At 34.0% G+C, this 23,058-nt stretch carries 23 protein-coding genes; 16 read left to right on the plus strand and 7 right to left on the minus strand.

The window, feature by feature from the left end; genetic code table 11:
• Positions 1-55 precede the first annotated feature (55 nt).
• The 5 genes from AAFU52_RS06105 to AAFU52_RS06125 form a co-directional block, all read right to left on the minus strand.
• On the minus strand, positions 56-673 hold the full coding sequence (locus AAFU52_RS06105) for an HmuY family protein (RefSeq protein ID WP_438425857.1): 618 nt from the start codon (positions 671-673) through the stop codon (positions 56-58).
• Positions 674-692: 19 nt separating this feature from the next.
• On the minus strand, positions 693-2,777 hold the full coding sequence (locus AAFU52_RS06110; RefSeq protein ID WP_438425858.1) for a TonB-dependent receptor plug domain-containing protein: 2,085 nt from the start codon (positions 2,775-2,777) through the stop codon (positions 693-695).
• A gap of 1,533 nt (positions 2,778-4,310) precedes the next feature.
• A complete protein-coding gene (locus AAFU52_RS06115; protein ID WP_438425859.1) occupies positions 4,311-4,979 on the minus strand; it encodes a response regulator in 669 nt (222 codons plus the stop codon).
• Between the two features lie 16 nt (positions 4,980-4,995).
• Positions 4,996-6,951 carry a tetratricopeptide repeat-containing sensor histidine kinase gene (locus AAFU52_RS06120; RefSeq protein ID WP_438425860.1) on the minus strand — a complete coding sequence of 652 codons (1,956 nt, stop codon included), beginning with the start codon at positions 6,949-6,951 and terminating at the stop codon, positions 4,996-4,998.
• A gap of 89 nt (positions 6,952-7,040) precedes the next feature.
• Entirely contained in the window at positions 7,041-7,205 is a 165-nt protein-coding gene (locus AAFU52_RS06125; protein WP_438425861.1) for a hypothetical protein, read from the minus strand.
• Positions 7,206-7,540: 335 nt separating this feature from the next.
• On the opposite strand from AAFU52_RS06125, the gene AAFU52_RS06130 reads away from it, so the two are divergent.
• From AAFU52_RS06130 to AAFU52_RS06205, 16 genes are all read left to right on the plus strand, one after another.
• Complete coding sequence (locus AAFU52_RS06130; protein WP_152538420.1) at positions 7,541-8,089, plus strand: hypothetical protein; 549 nt, start codon at positions 7,541-7,543, stop codon at positions 8,087-8,089.
• Between the two features lie 468 nt (positions 8,090-8,557).
• Positions 8,558-9,733, plus strand: coding sequence for a molybdopterin molybdotransferase MoeA (locus AAFU52_RS06135; RefSeq protein ID WP_438425862.1), 1,176 nt, complete (start codon positions 8,558-8,560; stop codon positions 9,731-9,733).
• 582 nt (positions 9,734-10,315) lie between these two features.
• Positions 10,316-10,651, plus strand: a complete 336-nt coding sequence (locus tag AAFU52_RS06140; protein WP_438425863.1) for a winged helix-turn-helix domain-containing protein — start codon at positions 10,316-10,318, stop codon at positions 10,649-10,651.
• Between the two features lie 16 nt (positions 10,652-10,667).
• Positions 10,668-11,252, plus strand: a complete 585-nt coding sequence (mobA, locus tag AAFU52_RS06145) for a molybdenum cofactor guanylyltransferase (RefSeq protein WP_438425864.1) — start codon at positions 10,668-10,670, stop codon at positions 11,250-11,252.
• A complete protein-coding gene (locus tag AAFU52_RS06150; RefSeq protein ID WP_024768114.1) occupies positions 11,236-11,472 on the plus strand; it encodes a MoaD/ThiS family protein in 237 nt (78 codons plus the stop codon). Before mobA ends, AAFU52_RS06150 begins: the two co-directional genes overlap by 17 nt.
• A gap of 23 nt (positions 11,473-11,495) precedes the next feature.
• Entirely contained in the window at positions 11,496-12,599 is a 1,104-nt protein-coding gene (gene moeB, locus AAFU52_RS06155) for a molybdopterin-synthase adenylyltransferase MoeB (RefSeq protein WP_438425865.1), read from the plus strand.
• A gap of 2 nt (positions 12,600-12,601) precedes the next feature.
• Positions 12,602-13,045, plus strand: a complete 444-nt coding sequence (locus AAFU52_RS06160; protein ID WP_024768116.1) for a molybdenum cofactor biosynthesis protein MoaE — start codon at positions 12,602-12,604, stop codon at positions 13,043-13,045.
• Positions 13,046-13,077: 32 nt separating this feature from the next.
• A complete protein-coding gene (gene moaCB, locus AAFU52_RS06165; protein ID WP_438425866.1) occupies positions 13,078-13,989 on the plus strand; it encodes a bifunctional molybdenum cofactor biosynthesis protein MoaC/MoaB in 912 nt (303 codons plus the stop codon).
• Complete coding sequence (gene moaA, locus AAFU52_RS06170; protein ID WP_438425867.1) at positions 13,982-14,986, plus strand: GTP 3',8-cyclase MoaA; 1,005 nt, start codon at positions 13,982-13,984, stop codon at positions 14,984-14,986. The genes moaCB and moaA overlap by 8 nt, the downstream gene beginning before the upstream one ends.
• A gap of 96 nt (positions 14,987-15,082) precedes the next feature.
• On the plus strand, positions 15,083-15,922 hold the full coding sequence (locus AAFU52_RS06175) for a universal stress protein (protein ID WP_438425868.1): 840 nt from the start codon (positions 15,083-15,085) through the stop codon (positions 15,920-15,922).
• 23 nt (positions 15,923-15,945) lie between these two features.
• The gene (gene cls / locus AAFU52_RS06180; RefSeq protein WP_438425869.1) at positions 15,946-17,367 is read left to right on the plus strand and encodes a cardiolipin synthase; all 1,422 of its coding nucleotides are present in this window, start codon (positions 15,946-15,948) and stop codon (positions 17,365-17,367) included.
• A 14-nt stretch (positions 17,368-17,381) separates the two neighbouring features.
• Positions 17,382-18,161: a patatin-like phospholipase family protein gene (locus AAFU52_RS06185; RefSeq protein WP_438425870.1), complete on the plus strand. Its 780-nt coding sequence runs from the start codon at positions 17,382-17,384 to the stop codon at positions 18,159-18,161.
• Positions 18,158-18,790 (plus strand): Crp/Fnr family transcriptional regulator, encoded by a 633-nt coding sequence (locus AAFU52_RS06190; protein ID WP_438425871.1) that lies wholly within the window; start codon positions 18,158-18,160, stop codon positions 18,788-18,790. Before AAFU52_RS06185 ends, AAFU52_RS06190 begins: the two co-directional genes overlap by 4 nt.
• A 152-nt stretch (positions 18,791-18,942) precedes the next feature.
• Positions 18,943-20,355 (plus strand): MBL fold metallo-hydrolase, encoded by a 1,413-nt coding sequence (locus AAFU52_RS06195; protein WP_438425872.1) that lies wholly within the window; start codon positions 18,943-18,945, stop codon positions 20,353-20,355.
• Between the two features lie 76 nt (positions 20,356-20,431).
• Positions 20,432-20,989 carry a YeeE/YedE family protein gene (locus AAFU52_RS06200; RefSeq protein WP_438425873.1) on the plus strand — a complete coding sequence of 186 codons (558 nt, stop codon included), beginning with the start codon at positions 20,432-20,434 and terminating at the stop codon, positions 20,987-20,989.
• Between the two features lie 4 nt (positions 20,990-20,993).
• Positions 20,994-21,407 (plus strand): DUF6691 family protein, encoded by a 414-nt coding sequence (locus tag AAFU52_RS06205; protein WP_438425874.1) that lies wholly within the window; start codon positions 20,994-20,996, stop codon positions 21,405-21,407.
• On the opposite strand, the gene AAFU52_RS06210 is transcribed toward AAFU52_RS06205, so the two are convergent.
• Together AAFU52_RS06210 and AAFU52_RS06215 are read right to left on the minus strand one after the other, a co-directional pair.
• The gene (locus AAFU52_RS06210) at positions 21,396-22,400 is read right to left on the minus strand and encodes an NAD(P)-dependent oxidoreductase (RefSeq protein ID WP_438425875.1); all 1,005 of its coding nucleotides are present in this window, start codon (positions 22,398-22,400) and stop codon (positions 21,396-21,398) included. The two genes, AAFU52_RS06205 and AAFU52_RS06210, sit on opposite strands and share 12 nt — an antisense overlap.
• Positions 22,381-23,046, minus strand: coding sequence for a hypothetical protein (locus AAFU52_RS06215; RefSeq protein WP_024768127.1), 666 nt, complete (start codon positions 23,044-23,046; stop codon positions 22,381-22,383). Before AAFU52_RS06215 ends, AAFU52_RS06210 begins: the two co-directional genes overlap by 20 nt.
• Between the last annotated feature and the right edge of the window lie 12 nt (positions 23,047-23,058).

Genomic DNA, 23,058 nt, shown 5'->3' on the forward strand with positions numbered 1-23,058 from the left:
TGAGTATAAAGAATTAGTTCAAATAGCTAGTTCATAAGTTTTTGTATTAATGGCATTACTCAAAAGATGTTTCTCCTTTATTAGGGTTATACACATAGTTAAATGTATAATATTGTGATTTTTTAGAAGTATCCTCATCCTGATAATAACTTAGTATTTCTACCTTGGCATAGTTACCGTTACGGGTTTTAAAAACAAGTATTTTTCCAGGGATAGGAGAGATCAAGTGGGTTGGAGGTCCAGCATAATTATACCAGCCATTATCACTACCTGTAGGGATAGCAAATGCTGTATCTGCATCTTGACTAAAAGTTACATCCTTTGCACTGGTTACACCTGCAAAGGTACCCGTAACTACTGCTGCTCCTACGCTACCATTACGTGCAGGTTCTTCTGCTACACCAGTAACTGTTCCTCCGTTAACTGCTATATTAGTACCTCTAAATGCAACATCCCAGTCTGTATCACTGGTTGTTATTTTTCCTGTTTCAAAATCAAACTTGGTAAACACCCCTCCTACAGGGTTTCCAGTTCCCTGACCGCCTGTTTGTATAGCTTCAAGGTTAGAGATCTTTTCAGATTTAACAGGTATTGGAGTAGTTGTATCATCATCGCTACTACACGAAACAAGTACTGTACTAAGTACTAAAAATAATATTGATAATTTTTTCATTGTCATGACATTTAAAATATTAAAATTGATAGTTAAGTTTTGCATATAATTGTATCCCCGGTAAAGTGGGAATGTTGTCTTCGGTATAATCAAAAAGATTATTTGCACCTATTTGTAGTGTAAAGTTTTCATAAAAAGTTTTACTGGCAGCAATATTTGCTGTTACATATCCATCAACAAAGCTGGTATCATAATCATCTATAAGATCATTACCGTTTGTATCAAACAAGGCATATTTACTTCTATACAATAGCCTCAAGTTTATATTCGCTTTCGCGGAAACGATATCATAAAAAACCTTAAAGTTTGCATTATGTCGTGAGCGATTCACAAGTCCAAAGTATTCTGATCTCGAGACTACAACTGTTTGATTAGTTTCGGAATCACGGGCAAATACTTCGCCATTTTTTACTTGTTTTTCTTTTTGTTTATCAAAAGCATAGAGTAACTGATAGCCAGCACTCAATCTTACATTATCGGTTATTCTGTAGTTGGTATTAAGCTCTAGACCTGTGGTGTATATTTCATCAAAATTGAAATAACTAAACACATTTTGCCCATTAGTTTTACGGGCGACAACACGAGTATCAATAAGGTTTTTAAAATCGTTTTTAAAGAAATTAAGTTCTGCATTCCATCGCTTTTCTTTATAGGTTAACCCTGCATTATATCCTATAGAACTCTCTGCTTCAAGAGGATCTTGTAACGATGATTCGGGAACGACCACATCAAGAATCTGTCCCTGAGCCTGTAGCTCATTTAATTTTTCTAAAGCTACATTATATCCCAATACGGTATATCCCACTGCAGAGTTTGTAAAGTCAAAATAAAGCTGTCTAAAATCCGGAGCTTTAAAACCATATCCTATAGAGGCTTTGGCGGCCAGTACATCTGTTATTTTATACCGTAATGCAAGCTTAGGGCTAAACTGGTTGCTATATTCTGAATGATTATCAAAACGTGCCCCCGCAATGATGTTTAATCGCTCAATTAGGTTTACATCATATTGAGCATACATATATTGAGAATTAAAATCTACTTGTTTATCAAAAAAAGTACGATCTAGTTGATCGTATTGAACACCTATCCCGGCAGTAAGTTTACTCCTGTCTTTAAATGTGTAGGTAGTTCGTATCTCGGGACGTAATAAATGCTGATCAAAATCACTATCACTTACTATATCGCCAGAGGCAGAATCTGCCAGTTGTTCTTTGGCATTATAATTAGTATAATAAAACTCGTATTGGGTAGTTAGATGATCACTCCATTTGTGATCAAGACGTACGTGACCGTTCCATTCCTGTTCCTCACTATCTCCTTCAAGACTCGTAGTATTAGCTGTGAATCCCGCATCCTGATATTGCGTATATAAACGACCAGACAGAAATAACGAAAATCGATCAGAAAAATCATAATACAACCTACCATTAAATGTATAATTCTCAAATGGGTTTACGGTCTGGCCGGCTGTATCTGGATTAAGATCATAGCCTTCACTAGAAAAGCGGTTTGCAAAAACCCCATAACCAAACTTCTTAATACGCTGCTTAATATCTACGTTAATATCCTGCTGGGTATAACTACCAATACGATATGATGCATTGCCCGATAGCACATCGCTTTTTGGCTTCTCTGTAATGATATTAATTACACCACCCAAAGCATCAGAACCATAGAGACTACTAGACGGCCCTTTAACTACCTCGACTTGTTTTATATTCCCAACAGTTAACCTGTTTACATCAAAATTTCCGGCTTTTCTACCTACCAAAGGAACACCATCTATAAGAATCAAAATATAATCTGAAGCAATTCCTTGAATTTGCACCCCTTCAAAACCACTTTCATCAGCAACAGTAATAATTCCTGTTTGCTCATTTAGAATTTCATTAAGCCTAATGGTTCCCGATTGTTTAATTATTTCCTGAGAAACAATTGTAACCGGTAAAGGCAGGGAAGAAAGCTGTCTTTTTGTTCGGGTAGCTGTAAGGACTACCTCTTGTAATTCATTAACCAAAGTAGTATCTATAGCTTTTTCTTGCGAATATCCATTTACGACAACTAAACCTGTTAAAACACAGATTATCAGACTCTCAAACTTCATTTTTATTTAGAATGTTTCTTAATAGATTGCAAATATATATTTATTTTTATTTATTCTAAATAAACTTAACTATTTTTGTCATTAAATTACAGAAATAACTTACAAATCATGAAAACAACATTTTATATTCTTTTTAGGAAAACTATTACTATCAATAGTAGATGCTCAGGTAGATAAAAAAGGGCATTTCAGACAACCTCTTTTGTTGCTGGTGTATGTATTTAAATATATAATTACCCCAACTTTTAGTTTATCATAAATTGAGTCAAAGGAATGAGATAACAAAAGGTATGTATATGATGGTAATTAACCTGTCATTCTGGACTTGATCCAGAATCTACTTTGGAATAGTATTTTTTTCTATAGATATTTTAGATGAAATTTACACTAAGCACTTGGAGATACTCAGTACAACTGTAAACAGGGCACCGGAATGATAAGAGAAATCAGTCCTGAAACCAATTTCGAAACAGGTTTCAATACACGACTTTTATACTTACTTCTAAACCGTAACTTCTTACAATCAACACTATAAAACGCACAACATAAATCACTGTATTTTAGATTTTTATACTAGTGTTATTGTATTTAATACGGAAAAAGCATGAAAAATATTAAAAAAAAAGAAGAAATATCTTACGGGAAACCGTAATTATTTGAAAGCTTCTTACTATATTGTGCTTTAGGAAAATAGAACTACTAAAAAAGGTAAAATAGTTCGTTTTATATTTTTTGGACACAAATTATCGAATAGAAATTATATATAAGGATTTAGGGTTAAATCATTCAGAAATCATATCCTTTTTGAGCTATTTACTCTAAAAACATCCTTATAATGGTTGATTTATTAAATCAATCGTTATTCAGACCCTGCTTTTGTTGGCTCGCCAAAGTTTTACAATTGCGGGGTTGTTTCTGTCTTATAGCTACCTATTTAATAGCCTTTTACGATTGATCAATATTTCTAATTGCTGTTTTTTTAAGCCAACAATTTCAATTATTTTAAGTGTTACTTCAAATTTAAAGCTAATAAACGACAATTCCTTATGGATTTCCGTAATAAAAGCGTTAAACTAATGTGAATCTGGTATGGTTAAAATTTAAATATCTGATTTTTAGATTTTTACACATAACCCATCTCATTGCTTTATCTGGTAATACTTCCTGTCTGCTTAAGTATTTCGACATAGTTCTTTGATAGTACCTCTGCTGAGTTATTGAGAACAGGTTATACTTTCATAAATACTTCTCGATACACCCTCCCAGGGCATGACACTCGATCCCGAGACAAATTCGGGACAAGTTGTGATCTAGCGTTTTTAATATGAATTAGCCTGTCATTCTGGACTTGATCCAGAATCTACTTTGGAGTAGCGTTTTCGTTTATGGGTTCCAGCCATTAGTTTATACTGAGCCCTTCGATAAACTCAGAGCAGATCAGTCGAGGGGGCGGAATGACAAAAAGTATATTGGGATGACAAAAAGTGCTGAGATGGAGACTTACCCTTCGACAAGACTGTCGAAGGGATCTACCTATAAAAGGCCTAAATCTTTGGTCATTGCCACCAGGTGAATGGCATTTTTAGCTTTAAAATTATATTTCAATTTATTAAGTCGCTTTTCTATAGAGCTTGTACTATTAGGAGAAATTTGATTTTTCTTAAAATAATGCCCTATTTCTTCCTGGGTAAGGCCATCTGATAAATGCTTTAATAACAAAATATCATAATCCTGGAGTTCGAAAACATTATTCTTACTCATCGCACTTTCTAACTGTGGAGATACATATCGAATATTGTTAAACACATCGGTAACAGATTTTACCAATTCGTTTAGTCCATAGCGTCCTTTGCATACATAGCCATCTATGCTCTGTTCTGCAAAAAATGATTTAATTTTACCGGGTCTATCTTCCATAGAATATATAATAACTTTAACATTAGGTTGGATCTCTCGTATGGCTTCTACAAGTTCAATCCCTGAAGCCAATTTTCGTTCTCTGTGACTCTCTTTAAACGAAAGATCTGTGATCAACAGATCAAAAGGGGCATGATCACTAATTGCTCTTCTAAATTTTAGGAGAGCATCATCACAATATTGTGCTTGTTGTATTTCATCAATCCCAGTTCTTTCTCGAAGAATATGTGCGATACCATGGCTAATACTACCAAGATCTTCTGTAACTAAAACTTTCTTAAACATAAGCTCTATATTATAATTAATTTGGAAAATTTATCTTCGCTTTAAAGCCTTTTCCTTTCTCTGAATCAAAGATAAATGATCCCCCGATCGTTTTTATACGGTTTTCCGTATTTTGGAGTCCGTTACTATATATTATTTCTTCTGCAGCTACGCCAACACCGGTGTCAGCATACGTGATTACTATACCTTTGGACGTTTTCTTAAATGTAATCGCTACCAGCTCGGCATAGCTATGTTTTTTCATATTTACCATTAATTCTTGTAAAGTACGATGTACAATGATCTTTTTTTCTGGATTTATCGCCTGCCAATTAATATCATCTATGTCTTTGATAATAATCTTGGTACCATTAGTACTATAACTACTTAACATACCATTAAGTTCGGTAGCATATTCCTCGCCTGTTTTAAAACTATTATGCTCTCTAGAGATATCCCGGGTGGTATTGTAAATTTCTTCTAATTTATCTAACACCCCAGGATCATTTTGATCATTTTGCATTTGCATCATCACCTGGTATACATCATTTGCCAGCTCATCATGTAGTTTTTTAGAGATCCGTGCTTCTGCATTATACACCTCTCGTATTTTTTCTCGGCGTAATCGTTGTCTATATAGATAGAACACTACTCCTCCTATTAAAAAAATAAACAACGTACTAAACAAATAAATAACTTGTTGTCGTTCTTTTCTGGCCGTTTCTGCTTTTAGGATCAGGTTCTCGTTGGTGAGTTTATCATTTTCATAGCGGGTTACGGCATAGATCTCCCGGTTACTTTGGTTAGCCTCCTCTAATTCATTATGGATTTCTTTAAACTCTTTAGCTTCTTCATTCGTAGCTTCTCTTAACTCAAATATAAATCCTAAGACTTTAAGAATTGATATCAAACTATGGCGCTTTTTTGCATTTTGATAAGCCTCTTCTGCATACTCTAATGCTTTGGTTTTATCCTTTATAAAATAATATTTTGTTAAATCAATATAACTTGCAATCAATCCTCCAATATCATTGGTTTCTTTTCTTATTTCTAATGCAGATAACAATAATTTTTCAGAACTTCTATTATCTTTATTTTGAAGCCATTGTATATAACCTAAATTATCGAGTACTCGGGCATATTCTCTTTTGTCTTGTTGAACTACCGGATCTGTTACCAGTTTTTCTAATATAGCTATCGCTTGCTTATAATAACTCTGATTTGCTAATATCAAGGCTTTGGTATTTTTAAAAATCAAAATGTTTTTGACCCCTATAGTTTTTGCTGACATACTATCTTTACCAAGAGTCAAGGCTTGTTCATTATACTTGAAAGCTTCTGCATAATTTTTTTGCTCCCTATTCGCTACTGAAATGATATGATATAAACCTGAAAGACTTCTTAAGTCTGAAGTGCGTTCTAAATATTTTACTGCATCAATAGCCGTTGTTTTACTTCCAGAATAATCCCCCAAATAGGTCTGTATATTTGACATACTAAGTAAGATTCTCCCAGCTCTTAATGTATCTTTATGAATCCTTAATATTTTAAAAGCCTTGTTATAATGATTAAAAGCTTCGGTCAATTGATTATTATTTTTATAGTATATTCCTAACTTATTAAGAGCATTTACTATATACATAGTATCCTGATTTTGCTTCGCTATATCGTATAATTGATGCGTATATACAATGGCACTATCATATTGTCTGGATCTACCTAATAACCATGTTTTTTGCATCAAACCATTATAGATCAAAGAATCCTGTTGCGATAACAATATTCCTTTTAAATACGAACTAACATGCTGTAAGCGTTCTGATATCGATAAAGAATCTTTTTTACTCAAGTCATAGTATTGGGCAAGACTATCTAACTTATTTTGAGATAGAGAAGTTTGTATTTTTGTTTGACTAAATGCAGAGAAAGTATTACATAAAATTAGTAATACACTAGTTATAATAAAGAAGGAATCGACACGCCAAAGTTTCATCCTCCTAAAATACTAAATATATTGGGTGTATGTAGCATAAAATCCACTACATACACCCAATTTAATAATTATCGCTCGATAGGAAATTATTAATTCCCTCCTGTATCTTCATTAGTATCAACAGTTCCATCATGTCCTTCAGTAGCAACTGTCTCGGCAGAGATGTCTTCTGTATCGTTAATATTATCTGCAGTACAAGATGCAAGGTTTGCAGTCATAAATAGGGTCATAAGTAGGTATAAAAAAGTTCTCATAATATTTAATTTTTTTAAGATTTAACATGGGGATTGCCGCCTGGTTTTACACCAGTGATTTGGGATAGCAATCAAATAGTTCGGGGATTTTCCCTCTTTTTTTTCGGAAAGTTGAAATCCGATGCGGTAGTGTTTAGCCACTTTCCTTTTGAGCTTTTACCATCGCGCTACGGATTTCCGTAACATCTAAATCCATACATTTACTATGTTAGCAAAATGAAACTGGAACTAATTGTTGAAGCGAATTTATAAAGACCCCAAGTCTATATCCGTAAACAATTCCAAGGATTCCAAAGATTCCATTGAAATCCGAAAGATTCCAATAACCCATGCCTATGAGAACAAAAACAAGTATGACGTACAAGAATGAAATTCTTGAAAAGTACAACAGGGAAAAAGGTGGAGAGATGAGCTGTTATCTCCTGGAACCAACCCGTAAACAGATTAAAGAAGCCTGCTTATGGCTGTTAAACCGTAGAAAAGAGAAGTATGATGAAAGTATTTTAAATCGTTTTTTTCAATTTGAAGAAGGAGAAAACAAATCATATGCTATCGAACGTGTTAACGGTGATAAGTTTAAACCCATCATCAATTTTTTAACAGGAGAAACAAAATCAACCACTCCTGCCAATCTAGAATTGATTGCATGGCTTATCGATTTTAAGCCAAGACCCTTATCTATGTATTTAAAATCTAATACTGAGAATGAAGTAACATTAAGTGAGTCATTTCAGAAAAAAGAAAATGCCTACTATCTTAAAAATGAAAACCAAGTTGTAGACATTATTCCTGAGACTAAGGTGATTGAAAAAACAGATAAGAGTATTACCATTATCTCTCAGATCAATCCCACGCTTAGGATTACGACTATCGTATCCTTATGATGAGGAATCCCGTAAAAAGACCCGTTAAACTTATAATAAATCAAGTTTAGTATAAGTCGAACAAATCAACAATAACCAGTGTAGTCATAGGGTGTCTGTCAAAATGTAATTGGAAAAACATGATTTTATAATCATTGACAAGACCCAGACTAACATTTTTTAACAGAGTTTATTCAAGGAATAGGATATACTCACCCCTAAGTGTAAGACCTCATAGATTTACTGAAATGATTCAGTAAATCTATGAGGTCTTTTTAATGATGCGTATAATTATCCTACTAACCTTATTTCAACTGTCTATTTTAAACGCATTCCTATAAAATGAGTCATACTAGCCCGGTTAACACCAACCGAAATGATTATAGATGAATTCCATCTGACCGATAAAAATAAATAGATGAAACTTTTCAAAATAGAGTTTTACTAATAAAATTTCGCTGTATCTTTGTGTATATAACGAAACTACCTATGATAGCTGTAGAAAAAGCCCTTCAACTAATACAAAATAGCATCAAAAAAACAGATGCTGTCACTACAATACCTATATCAAAGGCATTGGGATATGTACTGGCAAAGGATATCATGTCTCCCATCAATATGCCTCCTTTTCAGCAATCTGCAATGGATGGATACGCTTTGGGATCTACCGAAGAAAGAAAATTTGACCTGATTGGTGAAGTAAAAGCCGGAGATGATACCGACCCTAATCTCGAGCAAGGTAAAGCGATTAGAATTTTTACAGGCGCCCCTGTACCATCAGGAGCAAAGGCTGTTATCATGCAAGAAAAAGTAGAAATACAAGATAATCAGGTACTGGTACAAGAGACTGTACTGCCTAATGCTAATATTCGTCCTCTTGGTGAGCAAATAAAAAAAGAAGATATCGCACTTCCTGAAGGAACCACGATTACGGCTGCTGGCATAGGATATCTCGCATCTTTGGGAATCACTCATGTACATGTGTATCAAAAACCATCTATAGCAATCATCGCTACAGGAAATGAATTAGTACCACCGGGACAAACTCTTAAATATGGACAAATCTATGAGAGCAATTCGATCATGCTGTCAACTGCTCTAACCAAAGTAGGGTTTACCGATATATCTTATTTTAAGGTTGAAGATGAATATGATATTACCCTTTCTCTTTTAGAAAATACAATAGCTCATTATGATGCGGTTTTAGTTTCTGGAGGAATATCAGTTGGAGATTATGATTTTGTAGGTAAAGCATTAAGAGCACTCGATGTCGATGAAATCTTTTATAAAGTAAAGCAAAAGCCAGGAAAGCCTCTCTATTTTGCCAAAAAACAAGGCACAACCATATTTGCACTACCTGGTAACCCTGCTTCTTCGCTAAGTTGTTTTTATATCTATGTATTGCCTGCATTATTCAAAATATCAGGATATAAAGAGTATAACTTAAAACGAACCACCGCTATTTCTAATCTCAAATATGCGAAAAAAGGCCAAAGAGCCGAGTTTTTAAAAGCATATTCTGAAGAGAACAAAGTAACTATCCTGGATGGACAAGCATCTTCTATGTTAAGATCTTTTGCCATGGCCAATGCCTTGGTTTATCTTCCCGAAGATGTAACAGAAGTTAATATTGGGGATACAGTGCAGGTGATTAATTTGCCATAAAGTGATAGAAACATCAACAAAAAATTTATAAAATGGACAAGGCTGTCTGAAAAGGTAAATCTAGGACAGAATTGTAAGCCTGAGCTAGTCAATAAAAAATTATACATTGAATAATTGGCGTTCCAAAGCAGAGCTTTGAAAATCTTTTTCACCAGTATAGGATTTGTTTTGTGTTAGAAAATCTTGAAGCCTTGGAAAGATTTTAGCAAAACTAATCTGGTTTTCAGTACAACTGAAAAATACCTTGAAAAAGTGCCTTTTCTTTTGTTTCGTTTTCTTTGGACGAGTAAAGAAAATGAAAAGAAGGTAGAATCGAAGCTATTTAGCTTAAGCACAAAACAAAGTTATCTTATTGAAAATCAACACTCCAAAAAATAAATCAATGATAGCCTGTCGAAGACTAATCGATTATCAACAGTATAAAAACTTCGATATAGCCTGTCCTAAGTTTACCAAAGGGCTCTGTTTGACATTGAAATTAACCTTTTCAGACAACCTCATTCAGATTATGTATTAAAATCTTCTAAAAGAAAAACATCTCTAAAAAAATCGTTGTATCTTTGAAAACCTAACGGTAGTATTATGGATTACGTAATAAAAAGTAGAATTTGGATAGAATCTGAGCATGGTGTTTTTCTGGGTGAAGGAAGAGTAAAATTATTAAAAGCAATCGCTCAAACAGGCTCATTGAGCAAGGCCGCCAGTGATTTAAGCATGTCATATAAAAAAGCCTGGAACTTATTAGACAGTATGAACAAATCTACCAAAGAACCTTTGGTGATTACTTCTACCGGTGGTAAAGGTGGTGGTGGTGCCAATCTCACCCCATATGGTGAGAAAGTCATTAAAACATTTGATAATATCAATCAAAAATGCTGGGAATTTCTGGATAAAGAGCTAAAACAAATCTCGCTTTAACCATTTTAACGTTTATATGATTGATCCAAAAAATATAACAGGAATTATTCTTGCCGGAGGAAAGAGCTCTAGAATGGGAAGAGAGAAAGGATTGATCCTACTCGACGGCAAACCTTTTATTCAACATGGTATTGATGCATTACAACCGTTGGTCAATACAATAATCATCGTTAGTAGTAATTCTGATTATGACGTTTTTGAAGTGGATAGAGTCGAAGATATCATTGTTGAATCTGGGCCGTTAGCTGGGTTGCATTCTGGATTAATGCACAGTAAAACAGAACATAATTTGGTCATAAGCTGTGATGTCCCTTTAATTACAACTGAATTTTTAAAAAAACTACTGTACTATAAAAAAGAAGATTACGATATCGTTCAATTTGAAGCCGAAGGAAAAAGTACTCCACTAATCGCATTATATAAAAAACGATGTGCAGATCAGTGTCAGGAATTACTTGCTAATGGAGAGCGACGTTTACGCAAACTCGTTTCAGCAGTAAAAACAAAAACCATTACAGTACTTGACAAAGAGCTTGTTTTGGTAACCAATATGAATACCGTTGAGGATTTAAAAACAATTACAAATGCAATTGACCATTAAATATTTTGGTATGCTGGCCGAGGCCACAACAATTAATGAAGAACACTTGCAAACTGAGGTTTGTTCGGTTTCTCAATTAATAAAAAAGCTAAAAAATCAATATCCAAAATTAGATAATGCTGATTTTAAAGTAGCTATTAACCAACAATTAGTTGACCAAAGTCATATTATTAATTCAGAAGTAGAAGTAGCTTTGTTGCCGCCATTTGCTGGTGGATAATTTAATTATTCAAAACATAGATAATGAATTCTTTTAATCCCAGATACCATAGACAAGTTATTCTTCCTGAAATCGGCACCGCTGGCCAGGAAAAACTAGATGCCTCTAAAGTATTAGTTATAGGAGCAGGTGGACTGGGTTGCCCTGTATTACAATATCTTACTGCAGCAGGGGTAGGTACAATTGGTATTGTTGATTTTGATACCGTAGATATCTCCAATTTACACCGTCAGATTTTATATGGGACTGATTCTTTAGGAACAAATAAGGCTGTAGCTGCAAAACAGCGTCTTACAGATCTTAACCCCACACTAACTATTAATACATATACAGAAAAACTAACTCCAAAAAATGCCATATCTCTTTTTTCTGAGTATGATATTATCGTTGATGGGACCGACAATTTCTCTACCCGATATCTAGTTAATGATGCCTGTATTATCACCGATAAACCTCTGGTATATGGTGCTATTTTTAAGTTTGAAGGGCAAGTATCTGTATTTAATTATCAAAACGGCCCCTCTTATCGATGCTTATTCCCTGAGCCTCCAAAAGCAGGAAGCGTTCCTTCCTGTTCTGAGATAGGTGTTCTGGGAGTATTACCAGGTATTATTGGCAGTATGCAAGCAAACGAGGTTCTTAAAATTATTTTAGATCTGGGTGATGTCCTTAACGGAAAATTATTAATGTACAATTGCCTAACCACACAATTCTCATTTTTCACTATTAATCGAGTTCCTTCTGAAGTATCCAAAATACTCGATTCTGCAAATCGTTTTGAAACTACAGACTACGACCTTTTTTGTGGTGTGAAGCAAATTTCAGAAATTACGGCCAAGGAAGCTTTTTTAGTAAAAAATGCCCAATTTATAGATGTTCGTGAAACTCATGAGCAACCAAAAATTGAAAGTTTACATCCTATTTGTATCCCATTAGGTATTCTCAAACAAGAATTAGATACTATTCCCAAAGAAAAAGAAACGATAGTCTTTTGTCAATCTGGTATTCGAAGTAAAAAAGCTTTAGAGATTTTACTTCAGAACGGATTCGAAAACATATCTCATATAAAAGGTGGGGCTATTGCTTTACATGAAATTATACCAGATCTAATAGATCTAAAAAAATAACTATGGAAAAAAAGAAACCAAAAAATGTATTTGTGCAAGGTGCAATTTCGTCAGAATTTATAGGGACATCTATTGCAAAACATCAAACTAAAACCAGTATAGGAGCTCATAACATTTTTTTGGGACAGGTTCGCGCAGATCAAATTGATGGTAAGGTGGTAAGTGCTATTGACTATACTGCTTATGAAGAAATGGCAAATCAAAAGTTCCATGAAATACGAGAAGCCACTTTTGAAAAATTTGACCTTACCTGTATGCATATTTATCATAGTTTAGGAACGGTAAATGCCGGGGAGATTTGTCTTTTTGTGTTTGTGTCTTCCCCAAGAAGAAAAGTAGTGTTTAAAGCCCTGGAATATGTGGTTGAAGCTATTAAAGCAGACGTTCCCGTTTTTGGAAAAGAGATTTTTGAAGATCAAACACATCAATGGAAACAGAATAGTTAGTCCTGTTTTTGAAATTTATTATTTAAAAAAATATGGTAGACATCACTCATAAAACATCTACACTGAGAATTGCAACAGCCCAAGCAATTGTAAAGGTTAGTAAACCCGAAACTATAGAGGCTATAGAACAAGGTATCGTTCCTAAAGGGGACGTATTTGCAATGAGCAAAGCTGCAGGGTTACTTGGTGTGAAGAAAACTCCCGATTTACTACCTGATTGCCACCCATTACCTATAGAATATACCGGAATTGAGTATACCATTGAAGGACTAGAAATTACAGTTTTGGTTACTATAAAAACAATTTATAAAACCGGTGTAGAGGTAGAAGCAATGCATGGAGCAAGTGTTGTTGCTCTAAATATGTATGATATGCTGAAACCTATCGATAAGGGTGTCGAGATTCATCATATTAAATTACTGAATAAAAAAGGAGGGAAATCTGATTATAAGGATAAATTTAGAAGAGATCTTAAAGCTGCTGTTATTGTTTGTTCTGATACTATTTCTGAAGGAAAGAAAGAAGATAAAGCTGGTAAAGCCATCATCGCAAAATTAGAAAAATGCGAAGTTGATATTTTAGATTATGTAATCATCCCCGATGAAACCGAAATCATACAGGAAAATGCAAAACAGTATCAACAACAAGGAGCGGATCTCATTATTTATACCGGGGGTACCGGCCTCTCTAAACGAGATGTCACCCCAGATGCATTAAAACCACTTTTAGATCGAACCATTCCTGGTATCGAAGAGGCCGTACGTAAATATGGACAAGATCGTATGCCCTACTCTATGTTATCCAGAAGTGTAGCAGGAACAATTAAAAACACCTTGGTATTGGCATTACCAGGATCTACTAATGGAGCAAAAGAATCTATGGATGCAATTTTCCCTGAAGTATTACATGTGTTTAGAATTTTAAAAGGAGCGAGACATGACTAAGTCAAACATACTTACCGATACCTTTGGCAGAAAACACAATTACCTGCGTATTTCACTCACAGAGCGATGTAATCTTCGATGTACCTACTGTATGCCAGCAGATGGTATTCAATTATCTCCCAAAGATCACCTTATGACTTATGAGGAAATTTATACCATCGCCAAAGAATTTGTAAGCATGGGAGTTACCAAAATTCGATTAACGGGAGGAGAACCTTTGATACGCAAAGATGCTGCTCTTATTATGGAAAAACTCTCCTCACTTCCTGTTCAATTAACATTAACTACCAATGGTGTGATTGTGGATAGATTTATTGATCACTTCAAAAAATGTGGTATCAAAACCCTTAATGTTAGCCTGGATTCTCTGGATACCAAAAAAAATAAAGAAATTACCCGTAGATCATACTTCGAAAAAGTATATCAGAATATCATTTTATTAGTCAAAGAAGGTTTTCAGGTAAAAGTGAATTGTGTTTTGATGAAAGATTTTAATGATGATGAGGTCATTGATTTTATTAATTTGAGTAAAAACTTACCTGTACATGTTAGGTTTATCGAATTTATGCCCTTTGACGGGAATCAATGGAATATGGAGAGACTCGTTTCTTTACAAGAGATTCTCACTAAAGTACATTCTAATTTTAAAGAGAATGAGGTTATAAAACTCCAAGACGCCCCTAATGACACTACAAAAAGTTATCAAATAAAAGGGTATCAAGGCACTTTTGCTATTATAAGTTCTGTGACCAATCCATTTTGTGATGGTTGTAATAGAATACGTCTAACTGCAAACGGGCAGATAAAAAACTGTTTATTCTCTTCAAAAGAATCAGATCTTTTAACCACACTAAGAGCAGGAGAATCAATAATTCCTATCATTCAAAAAGCAGTACAAACCAAATTTAAAGTACGTAGCGGGATGGATACACTGGATAAATTTAGCCAACCAGACATGCATTCTAATAATCGTAGTATGATTGCTATTGGAGGTTAACTCATTCTGAATAAAGACAATAGACTGATATCATGACGGATATCATAGTTATTCTATCCTATCTGATCTATTTTTAAAATTATAAATCTTTTATTCATGAAAAATATCCTTCTTCCCACCGACTTTTCAGACAATGCCAGAAACGCAATACATTATGCTCTAGAGTTTTTTAAAAATGAACTTTGCACTTTTCACATCTTTAATGTACAAAAGGCATCTCACTATACTACAGATGATCTTATGGCTGCTCCCGCTAATACAACAATTCACCAATCAGTGATTAGCGATGTTAAAAAAAAACTGACTCAAATGGTTGAAGAGTTAACCGACCAATATCCAGACGAAAATTATACATTTAATACCATTACCGATTATGATGTTTTTACAGATGCTATTCGACAAACAGTTAAATCTAAGAACATAGATATAATCGTTATGGGAACAAATGGTGCTACAGGAGCATCAGAAGTTGTGTTTGGCAGTAATACACTTAATGTCATTCGTAAAATAGATTGCCCTATAATTGCAATCCCCCAAGGATGTAAGTATAAAGACCCAAAAACTATTTTATATGCTATAGATTACTGGGATCATTTTAATACAGAAGGTATTGAACCATTGATGGATACTATAATAAAACATAAATCATCTTTACGGGTTCTTAAAATTAAAGAAGATGATACTATTACTGTAGCCGATTTTGATGACAAAAAACACATGAAGGAGTTTTTTAAAGAAATAAATCATACCTTTCATTCTATTATCAATGTACCTACTGCTTTGGCTATAAATAGTTTTGTGCAAATCATGGATGTCGATATGACAGCTATGTTTATCAAAAGAGAAACATTTTTAGATCGGTTTTTTAAGGGATCTGAGACTTCTAAAATAAGTTATGGAACAAGAGTGCCTCTTTTGATTATGCATAGTCAATAAATCTTATAAAACTCATACAATACATGTTATTATATATTGCTACAACGCTTTATATCCTACTAGGAGTTTTTATTGTCATACGATTGCTTTTAAACGGAATGCGTCCTACAAAAACATTGGCCTGGCTTCTTACTATTTTTACTATTCCTGTTGGCGGAATCTTTTTGTACTTAATGCTTGGTAGAAATCGTAGAAAAAATAAATTATTCCGATTAAAACATACCCCAAAAGTAACCTCATATATTACAAAAGCATTAGATCAATATTCTCCAATAACAGAAGAAGAATATACAGAACATCATAAAATCATTTCTTTAATTACCAAAAACTCCTACTTTGCTCCCTGCACAGGAAATGAAGTGAAATTACTTAAAAATGGCGAAGCTACTTTTCAGGCTATATTTGATGCTTTGGAGAGTGCAGAGCATTTTATCCATTTAGAATATTACATTTTTGAAGAAGGTAAATTAACATCTGATCTTTTTGAGCTTTTTCATAAAAAAGTAAAAAACGGAGTAAAAGTACGGGTGTTGTACGACGGCATTGGTAGTATGTCTTTGAGTAAAAAGTATATCAAAAAACTGCAATCTATTGGAGTCGAAATCCATAAATTCTTACCTATCAAGTTTGGTAAATTTTTATCATCGATAAACTATAGAAACCATCGTAAGATTATAGTAATAGACGGTAAAATTGCATTTACAGGGGGCATCAACGTATCTGATAAATACGTAAAAGGCGATGCTAATCTAGGGGCTTGGCATGATATGCATTTACAACTCAATGGACCCGTTGTTCATAGTCTTCAGGCTATTTTTGCAATGGATTGGTATATGATAAGTGCTAATGATGAAGTCCTGGAGACTTCATATTTTCATACGTATAAAAAGACAGAAGGTTCTACAGTCCAAATCGTACATAGTGGCCCGGATTCTGATTTTTCGGCAACTCAACAGATGTATTTCTCTATAATTAATGAAGCCAAAGACTATATCTATATTACAAACCCCTATATTATTCCTGGAGAATCTATTCTGGATGCATTAAAAGTAGCATCAATGAGCGGAATTGATGTAAGAGTATTACTTTCAGAAAAATCGGATAACGTTATCGTCAAATGGTGTATTCGTTCTTATTTTGAAGACCTACTACAGGCAGGAGTAAAAATATATCTATTCTCAGAAGGTTTTTTACATAGTAAAACCATTGTAGCAGATAACACCATATCATCTGTAGGAACAACTAATCTGGATGTTAGAAGTTTTGAACAAAACTATGAGGTAAATGCAGTAATCTACGACGATAATTTTGCTGTAGAATTAAGAGATGATTTCTTAAAAGATAGTAAAAATAGTAAGCAATTGGATTTTAACACTTTTATACAACGCCCCTGGAATGAAAAATTAAAAGAAGGTTTTGCCAAAATCTTTAGTCCGGTTTTGTAAATTTATTAATGAAAATGAAAGCATTTAAAAACATAGGGATAGTACTCTCTGGCGGAGGATTTAAAGGGGTTGCGCACATAGGGGTTATACACGCCCTGGAGGAAGCTGGAATGACTGTCGATTTTGTTTCAGGTACAAGTGCAGGGGCTATTGTAGGATCACTATATGCAGGTGGTTATTCTCCAGAGGAAATGAAAAATTTCTTTACCAAAACACCTTTATTCAAATTAAATCGGTTCTCTCGAAAAAAAGCCGGTTTTTTAGATTCTGAAAAATTCTATAATGACCTACTCACCTATTTTCCCGAAAACTCCTTTGAATCCCTGCATAAAAAATTATTTGTTACAGCCACCAATCTTATTGAAGGAACAACAAAAGTATTTAACACAGGAGAATTGATAAAACCTTTATTGGCATCTGCCGCATTTCCAGGTGTTTTTACTCCGGTTACAATTGATAATGAACTCTATGCTGATGGTGGGATTTTGGATAACTTTCCGGTATCACCGCTCAAAAAACATTGTGACCTGATTATTGGTGTAGACGTGTCCCCGATTAGGAAACCAAAGATTTCTGATTTTAAGCACTCATACAACGTTATGCAACGAGCCTATTATCTTAGAGCTATGCCAAATGCTGAAATTAAATTTAATCTCTGTGATATAATAGTTCAACCAAAGAAATTGGTTAATCATGGTATTTTTAGCAGTAGTAGTTTGGATAAAATATATGACCTCGGATATCAGGAGGCAAAACTACAATTAGGATTATTTCTAAAAAATAAAAAAGGATGATTAAAGAAATAAAAAATAAATACGGTCATCTTTTTGAAGACGAATTGCTCGAAGAAATTAATCAGGTAGGCACTTTTAAAGAAATCCCTGAAGGTTTTGAGCTTATCAAACCCGGAAGCTATATTAAATATATGCCTTTGATCATTAGTGGTGCCATAAAAGTGCTTAGAGGGGATCATGATGGAGACGAATTATTATTGTATTTTTTAGAACAAGGAGATACTTGTGCTATGACATTATCTTGCTGTCTGGGACATCATAAAAGTGAAATTAAAGCCATTGCCGAGACAGATACCAAATTAGTAATGATTCCTATCGCAAAAATGGAAGAATGGACTACAAAATACAAATCCTGGAGAAGCTTTGTTTTTAGTAGCTATCATAAACGGTTAATAGAAACCATTGAAACCATAGACAGTATTGCTTTTCTAAATATGGATGATCGGTTATTAAAACATCTTAAAGATAAAACCAAAATCAGTCATACCAAAACTATCAATACTACACATCAGCAAATTGCATATGACCTTCATACCTCTAGAGTAGTAATTTCCAGACTGCTTAAAAAACTTGAAAAAAGGGGTGTTGTTAAACTTAATAGAAACAATATCGAAGTATTAGAAATGTAAACTATTGATATTCTTAGTACAGAATTAACTTACAAATAAGCTTTGTAACAATTGTTACTGTATTGCAATAATAATTGCCTTATTTTTGAATAATAAATAATAAATGCATAGCTTCTCTTCCTAAAATCAAGAAAAGTTTAAAAATAGAATACATGACGATAGAACAAATATACACAGGGTGCCTCGCTCAGGGAGCTTATTATATAGAAAGTAACGGTGAAGTAGCAATTATAGATCCTCTAAGAGAAATAAAACCATATATAGAAAAGGCAGATGAAGATAATGCAAAAATCAAGTATATTTTTGAAACTCATTTTCATGCAGATTTTGTAAGTGGTCATGTAACGCTGGCTAAAGAAACTGGTGCTGATATTATATTTGGACCTAGTGCCAATCCCTCTTTTGAAGCAACAATTGCCAAAGATAAGCAAGAGTTTCAGCTAGGAGAAATTACGATAATTGCTTTACATACTCCTGGGCATACTATGGAGAGCACTACCTATCTTCTAAAAGATGCTACAGGTAAAGATCATGCTATTTTTAGTGGAGACACTTTATTTCTTGGTGATGTTGGTCGCCCGGATCTTGCTCAAAAAGCTGCACATATGACTCAGGAAGAGTTGGCAGCAACGCTTTATGACAGCTTACGCACCAAAATTATGCCTCTGGCAGATGATGTTATTGTATATCCTGCACACGGTGCTGGTTCTGCTTGTGGTAAAAACATGATGAAAGAGACAGTAGATACTTTGGGAAACCAAAAGAAAATGAATTATGCGCTTAGAGCAGATATGACTAAAGAAGAGTTCGTAAAAGAAGTCACAGATGGATTACTACCTCCTCCTTCATATTTTCCACTTAATGTGAAAATGAATAAAGAAGGTTATACCGATATAGATGAGGTAATTCAAAAAGGAACAAGACCGTTTTCTCCTAAAGATTTTGAAGCTTTCGCTAATGAAACCGGCGCTATAGTTCTAGATGTAAGACATCAGAATGAATATGTAAAAGGGCATATTCCCCGATCCATATTTATTGGTATCGATGGTGGATTTGCGCCATGGGTTGGAGCATTAATAGCAGATGTACAACAACCTATTTTATTAGTAACACCAGAAGGAAGAGTAGAAGAAACAATTACTCGGTTATCAAGAGTAGGGTTTGATAATACCCTAGGATATCTAGAAGGTGGTTTCGAAGCCTGGAAAAAAGCAAGTAAAGACTATGATACCTTAACTTCAATCTCTGCATTAGAATTTAAAAATGCTATAGCTGATGATGATATTCCTGTTTTTGATGTACGTAAAGAAAGTGAGTTTATAGCAGAACATATTGATGATGCTCATAATACGCCATTGGATTTTATTAATGATTATTTAGCTGAATTTCCTACCGATAAAACCTTCTATGTACATTGTGCAGGAGGATATCGTTCTGTGATTGCAGCATCTATACTAAAAAGTCGAGGGATTCATAACCTTATTGATATAGCCGGAGGTTTTAAGGACATTAAAGAAGTAGGTATTAAAACTACAGATTATGTGTGCCCATCTACCGTAAAGTAAAATATAAAAACTCTGTAACTTAAGTTACAGACAACTCATTTTCAATTTAATTACTTTGTCTAAAAAATTAATATAAATGAATTGGATTTATAACCCCTGGCCGTGGTATGTATCGGGACCATTAATTGCATTAGTATTATTTTTATTACTAATGGTTGGAAAAAGATTTGGTATGTCATCTAATTTAAGAACGATATGTACTATCTGCGGAGCAGGGAAAACAACGGATTTTTTTAGATTCGACTGGAAAGCTCAGCGATGGAACCTAGTTGTGGTACTTGGTGTAATTATAGGAGGATTCATTGCCAATACTTTTTTATCGGTAGATAATTCTGTATCCATTAATCCAAAAGTAGTCTCAGAGCTTCAATCCAAAGGTTTTAATAGTGCCGGAATGGAATATATGCCTGATATGTTATTTTCTAATGAAGCCTTAACAGATCCCAAAGCACTCTTTTTACTCATAATCGGAGGAATATTTGTAGGTTTTGGAGCCAGATATGCTGGCGGGTGTACTTCTGGGCATGCTATCTCTGGGTTAAGTAATCTGCAAATCCCTTCTCTTATTGCCGTAATTGGGTTTTTTATTGGTGGACTAACTATGATACACTTTATTTTTCCTTTAATTTTTTAAACATATGCGTTCAATTATATATTTAGGTATTGGTATTTTTTTCGGAATTGTATTATTCAAATCAGAGGCTGCATCGTGGTTTAGAATCTATGAAATGTTTCAGTTCGGATCCTTTCATATGTACGGAATCATTGGATCTGCGGTAGGATTAGGCATTATTATTACTCAAACTATAAAAAGATTTAAAATAAAGTCCTTTTATGGTGACCCCATAACTTTTGTTCCTAAAGATAGGAGTTTCAAAAGGTATATCTTTGGAGGCATTCTATTTGGATTAGGATGGGCTCTTGCCGGGGCATGCCCTGGACCTATGTTTGTTCTTTTGGGAGCTGGTTATTTGCCAATTTTAATTGTGCTTATCTCTTCTATATTGGGCACTTTACTATACGGAATAGTTAAAAACAAATTACCTCACTAACTCTGGGGTCAATTCGTTTTTACCAGGCTTATTTTGTTGCCAGCAATTGATATTATAAAAGGTTGTTTCTGCAATAGTTGTGAGAGCTTCTTTGGTTGCAAAAGCCTGATGCGGAGTAAGAATTACATTGGGTAAATCAATAAGTTGTTGTAGTGTTTTATCTTCATGCTTATTTTCAGAATGATCGTAAAAAAAGATTCCATTTTCATATTCATAAACATCTGCTCCATATCCAGCAATTCTTTTTGAGATTAAAGCTTGCAATAGATCTTGTGTATGCACTAATGCTCCCCGTGCAACATTAATAAGTATCGCTTCCTTTTTCATATGCTGAATTCGATCGATATCTATAAGATAGTGGGTTTGTGTATTGAGCGGGATACATAAAAAGATAATATCAGATTGTCTGCATAAATTTTCAAGATCCATATACAACACCTGATACTCTTCTTCCAATTTTTTATCTTCATAAATATCATGGGCTATGATCTCACAATTAAACCCGTGCATTATTCTGGTAATTGTTTTTCCTATTCTACCGGTTCCAATAATACCAATAGTTTTTTTATTGATATCAAAACCTACAAGATTACTCAACGAAAAATTATATGTATTAACCTGATGATTAGAAGGTATGAGTTTGCGGCTAAGAGCTAACAATAATGCAATGGCATGTTCTGCTATGGTTTGCGGAGAATATCCCGCTGCATTAGCTACTTTGATTCCTAATTTTTTAGCTGTATTAATATTTACATTGTCATATCCTGTAGAACGAAGTGCTATATATTTGACTCCAAAATCTTTCAATCTTTCCAAAACCATAGAAGATCCATTATCTGCAGAAAAAATAGATATCGCATCAAAACCTAACGCCAACTCAACAGTTTTTGGAGTAAGCCGTTCTGGTACATATTTAATTTGATGTTTGTCATTATTTGCTTTTTCCAGAAAGGGAATTTCAAAGTCCTTGGCACTATATATCAATATCTTCATTAGTAAGTTCTTCAATAATTAATAATTGTTGCCCCTTTAGCGCCCAAACCAATACTTTAACATAATCACTTACAGCTTTTTTAATATTTTCGGGTTCTGTGATATCTATAGATCCTTTCCATATTAATTCTCTCTCTTTATCAGGGCAAATACAATACAGTGAGGATTCTGCATGAAAAATTTGATATTCCTCATAATAATCTTCATCATAATATATATCCTGATTTTCATAGTAGTCATCTCTAAAACTGTCAAATGTTTTATCTAGGTTTCTATATGCTTTTACCACTGTTACCTTATCTTCGACTCCTAATACTTTGGAAAGTAAGATTGCATCAAAACCATTTTCTATAAGCTGAGACTCAAGAGACATCATTTCTTTTTCGGTTTTTGGAGAAGTTGTAAAAGAACTCTCGAAATAGTCTAAACTTTTTACAGCATTAACTCCGCTTTTTTTTAGTTCTTTTGCCAATTTCTTTTCGAATACTTTTCGTGCACTTTCATCCGGAGTGATTCCAATAACCAAAACTTTTTGAGCTTCAAACGTATCAATATCAGGGTTTTTCCAGTTTTCGACTAATTCACTAGACGTGCAACCGTACAACAACCCACTAATTAATAAAAGACATATATATAACTTGTTCATATTTTCTAGGTT

This window comes from Aquimarina macrocephali, assembly GCF_051627225.1.
GTDB lineage: Bacteria > Bacteroidota > Bacteroidia > Flavobacteriales > Flavobacteriaceae > Aquimarina > Aquimarina macrocephali.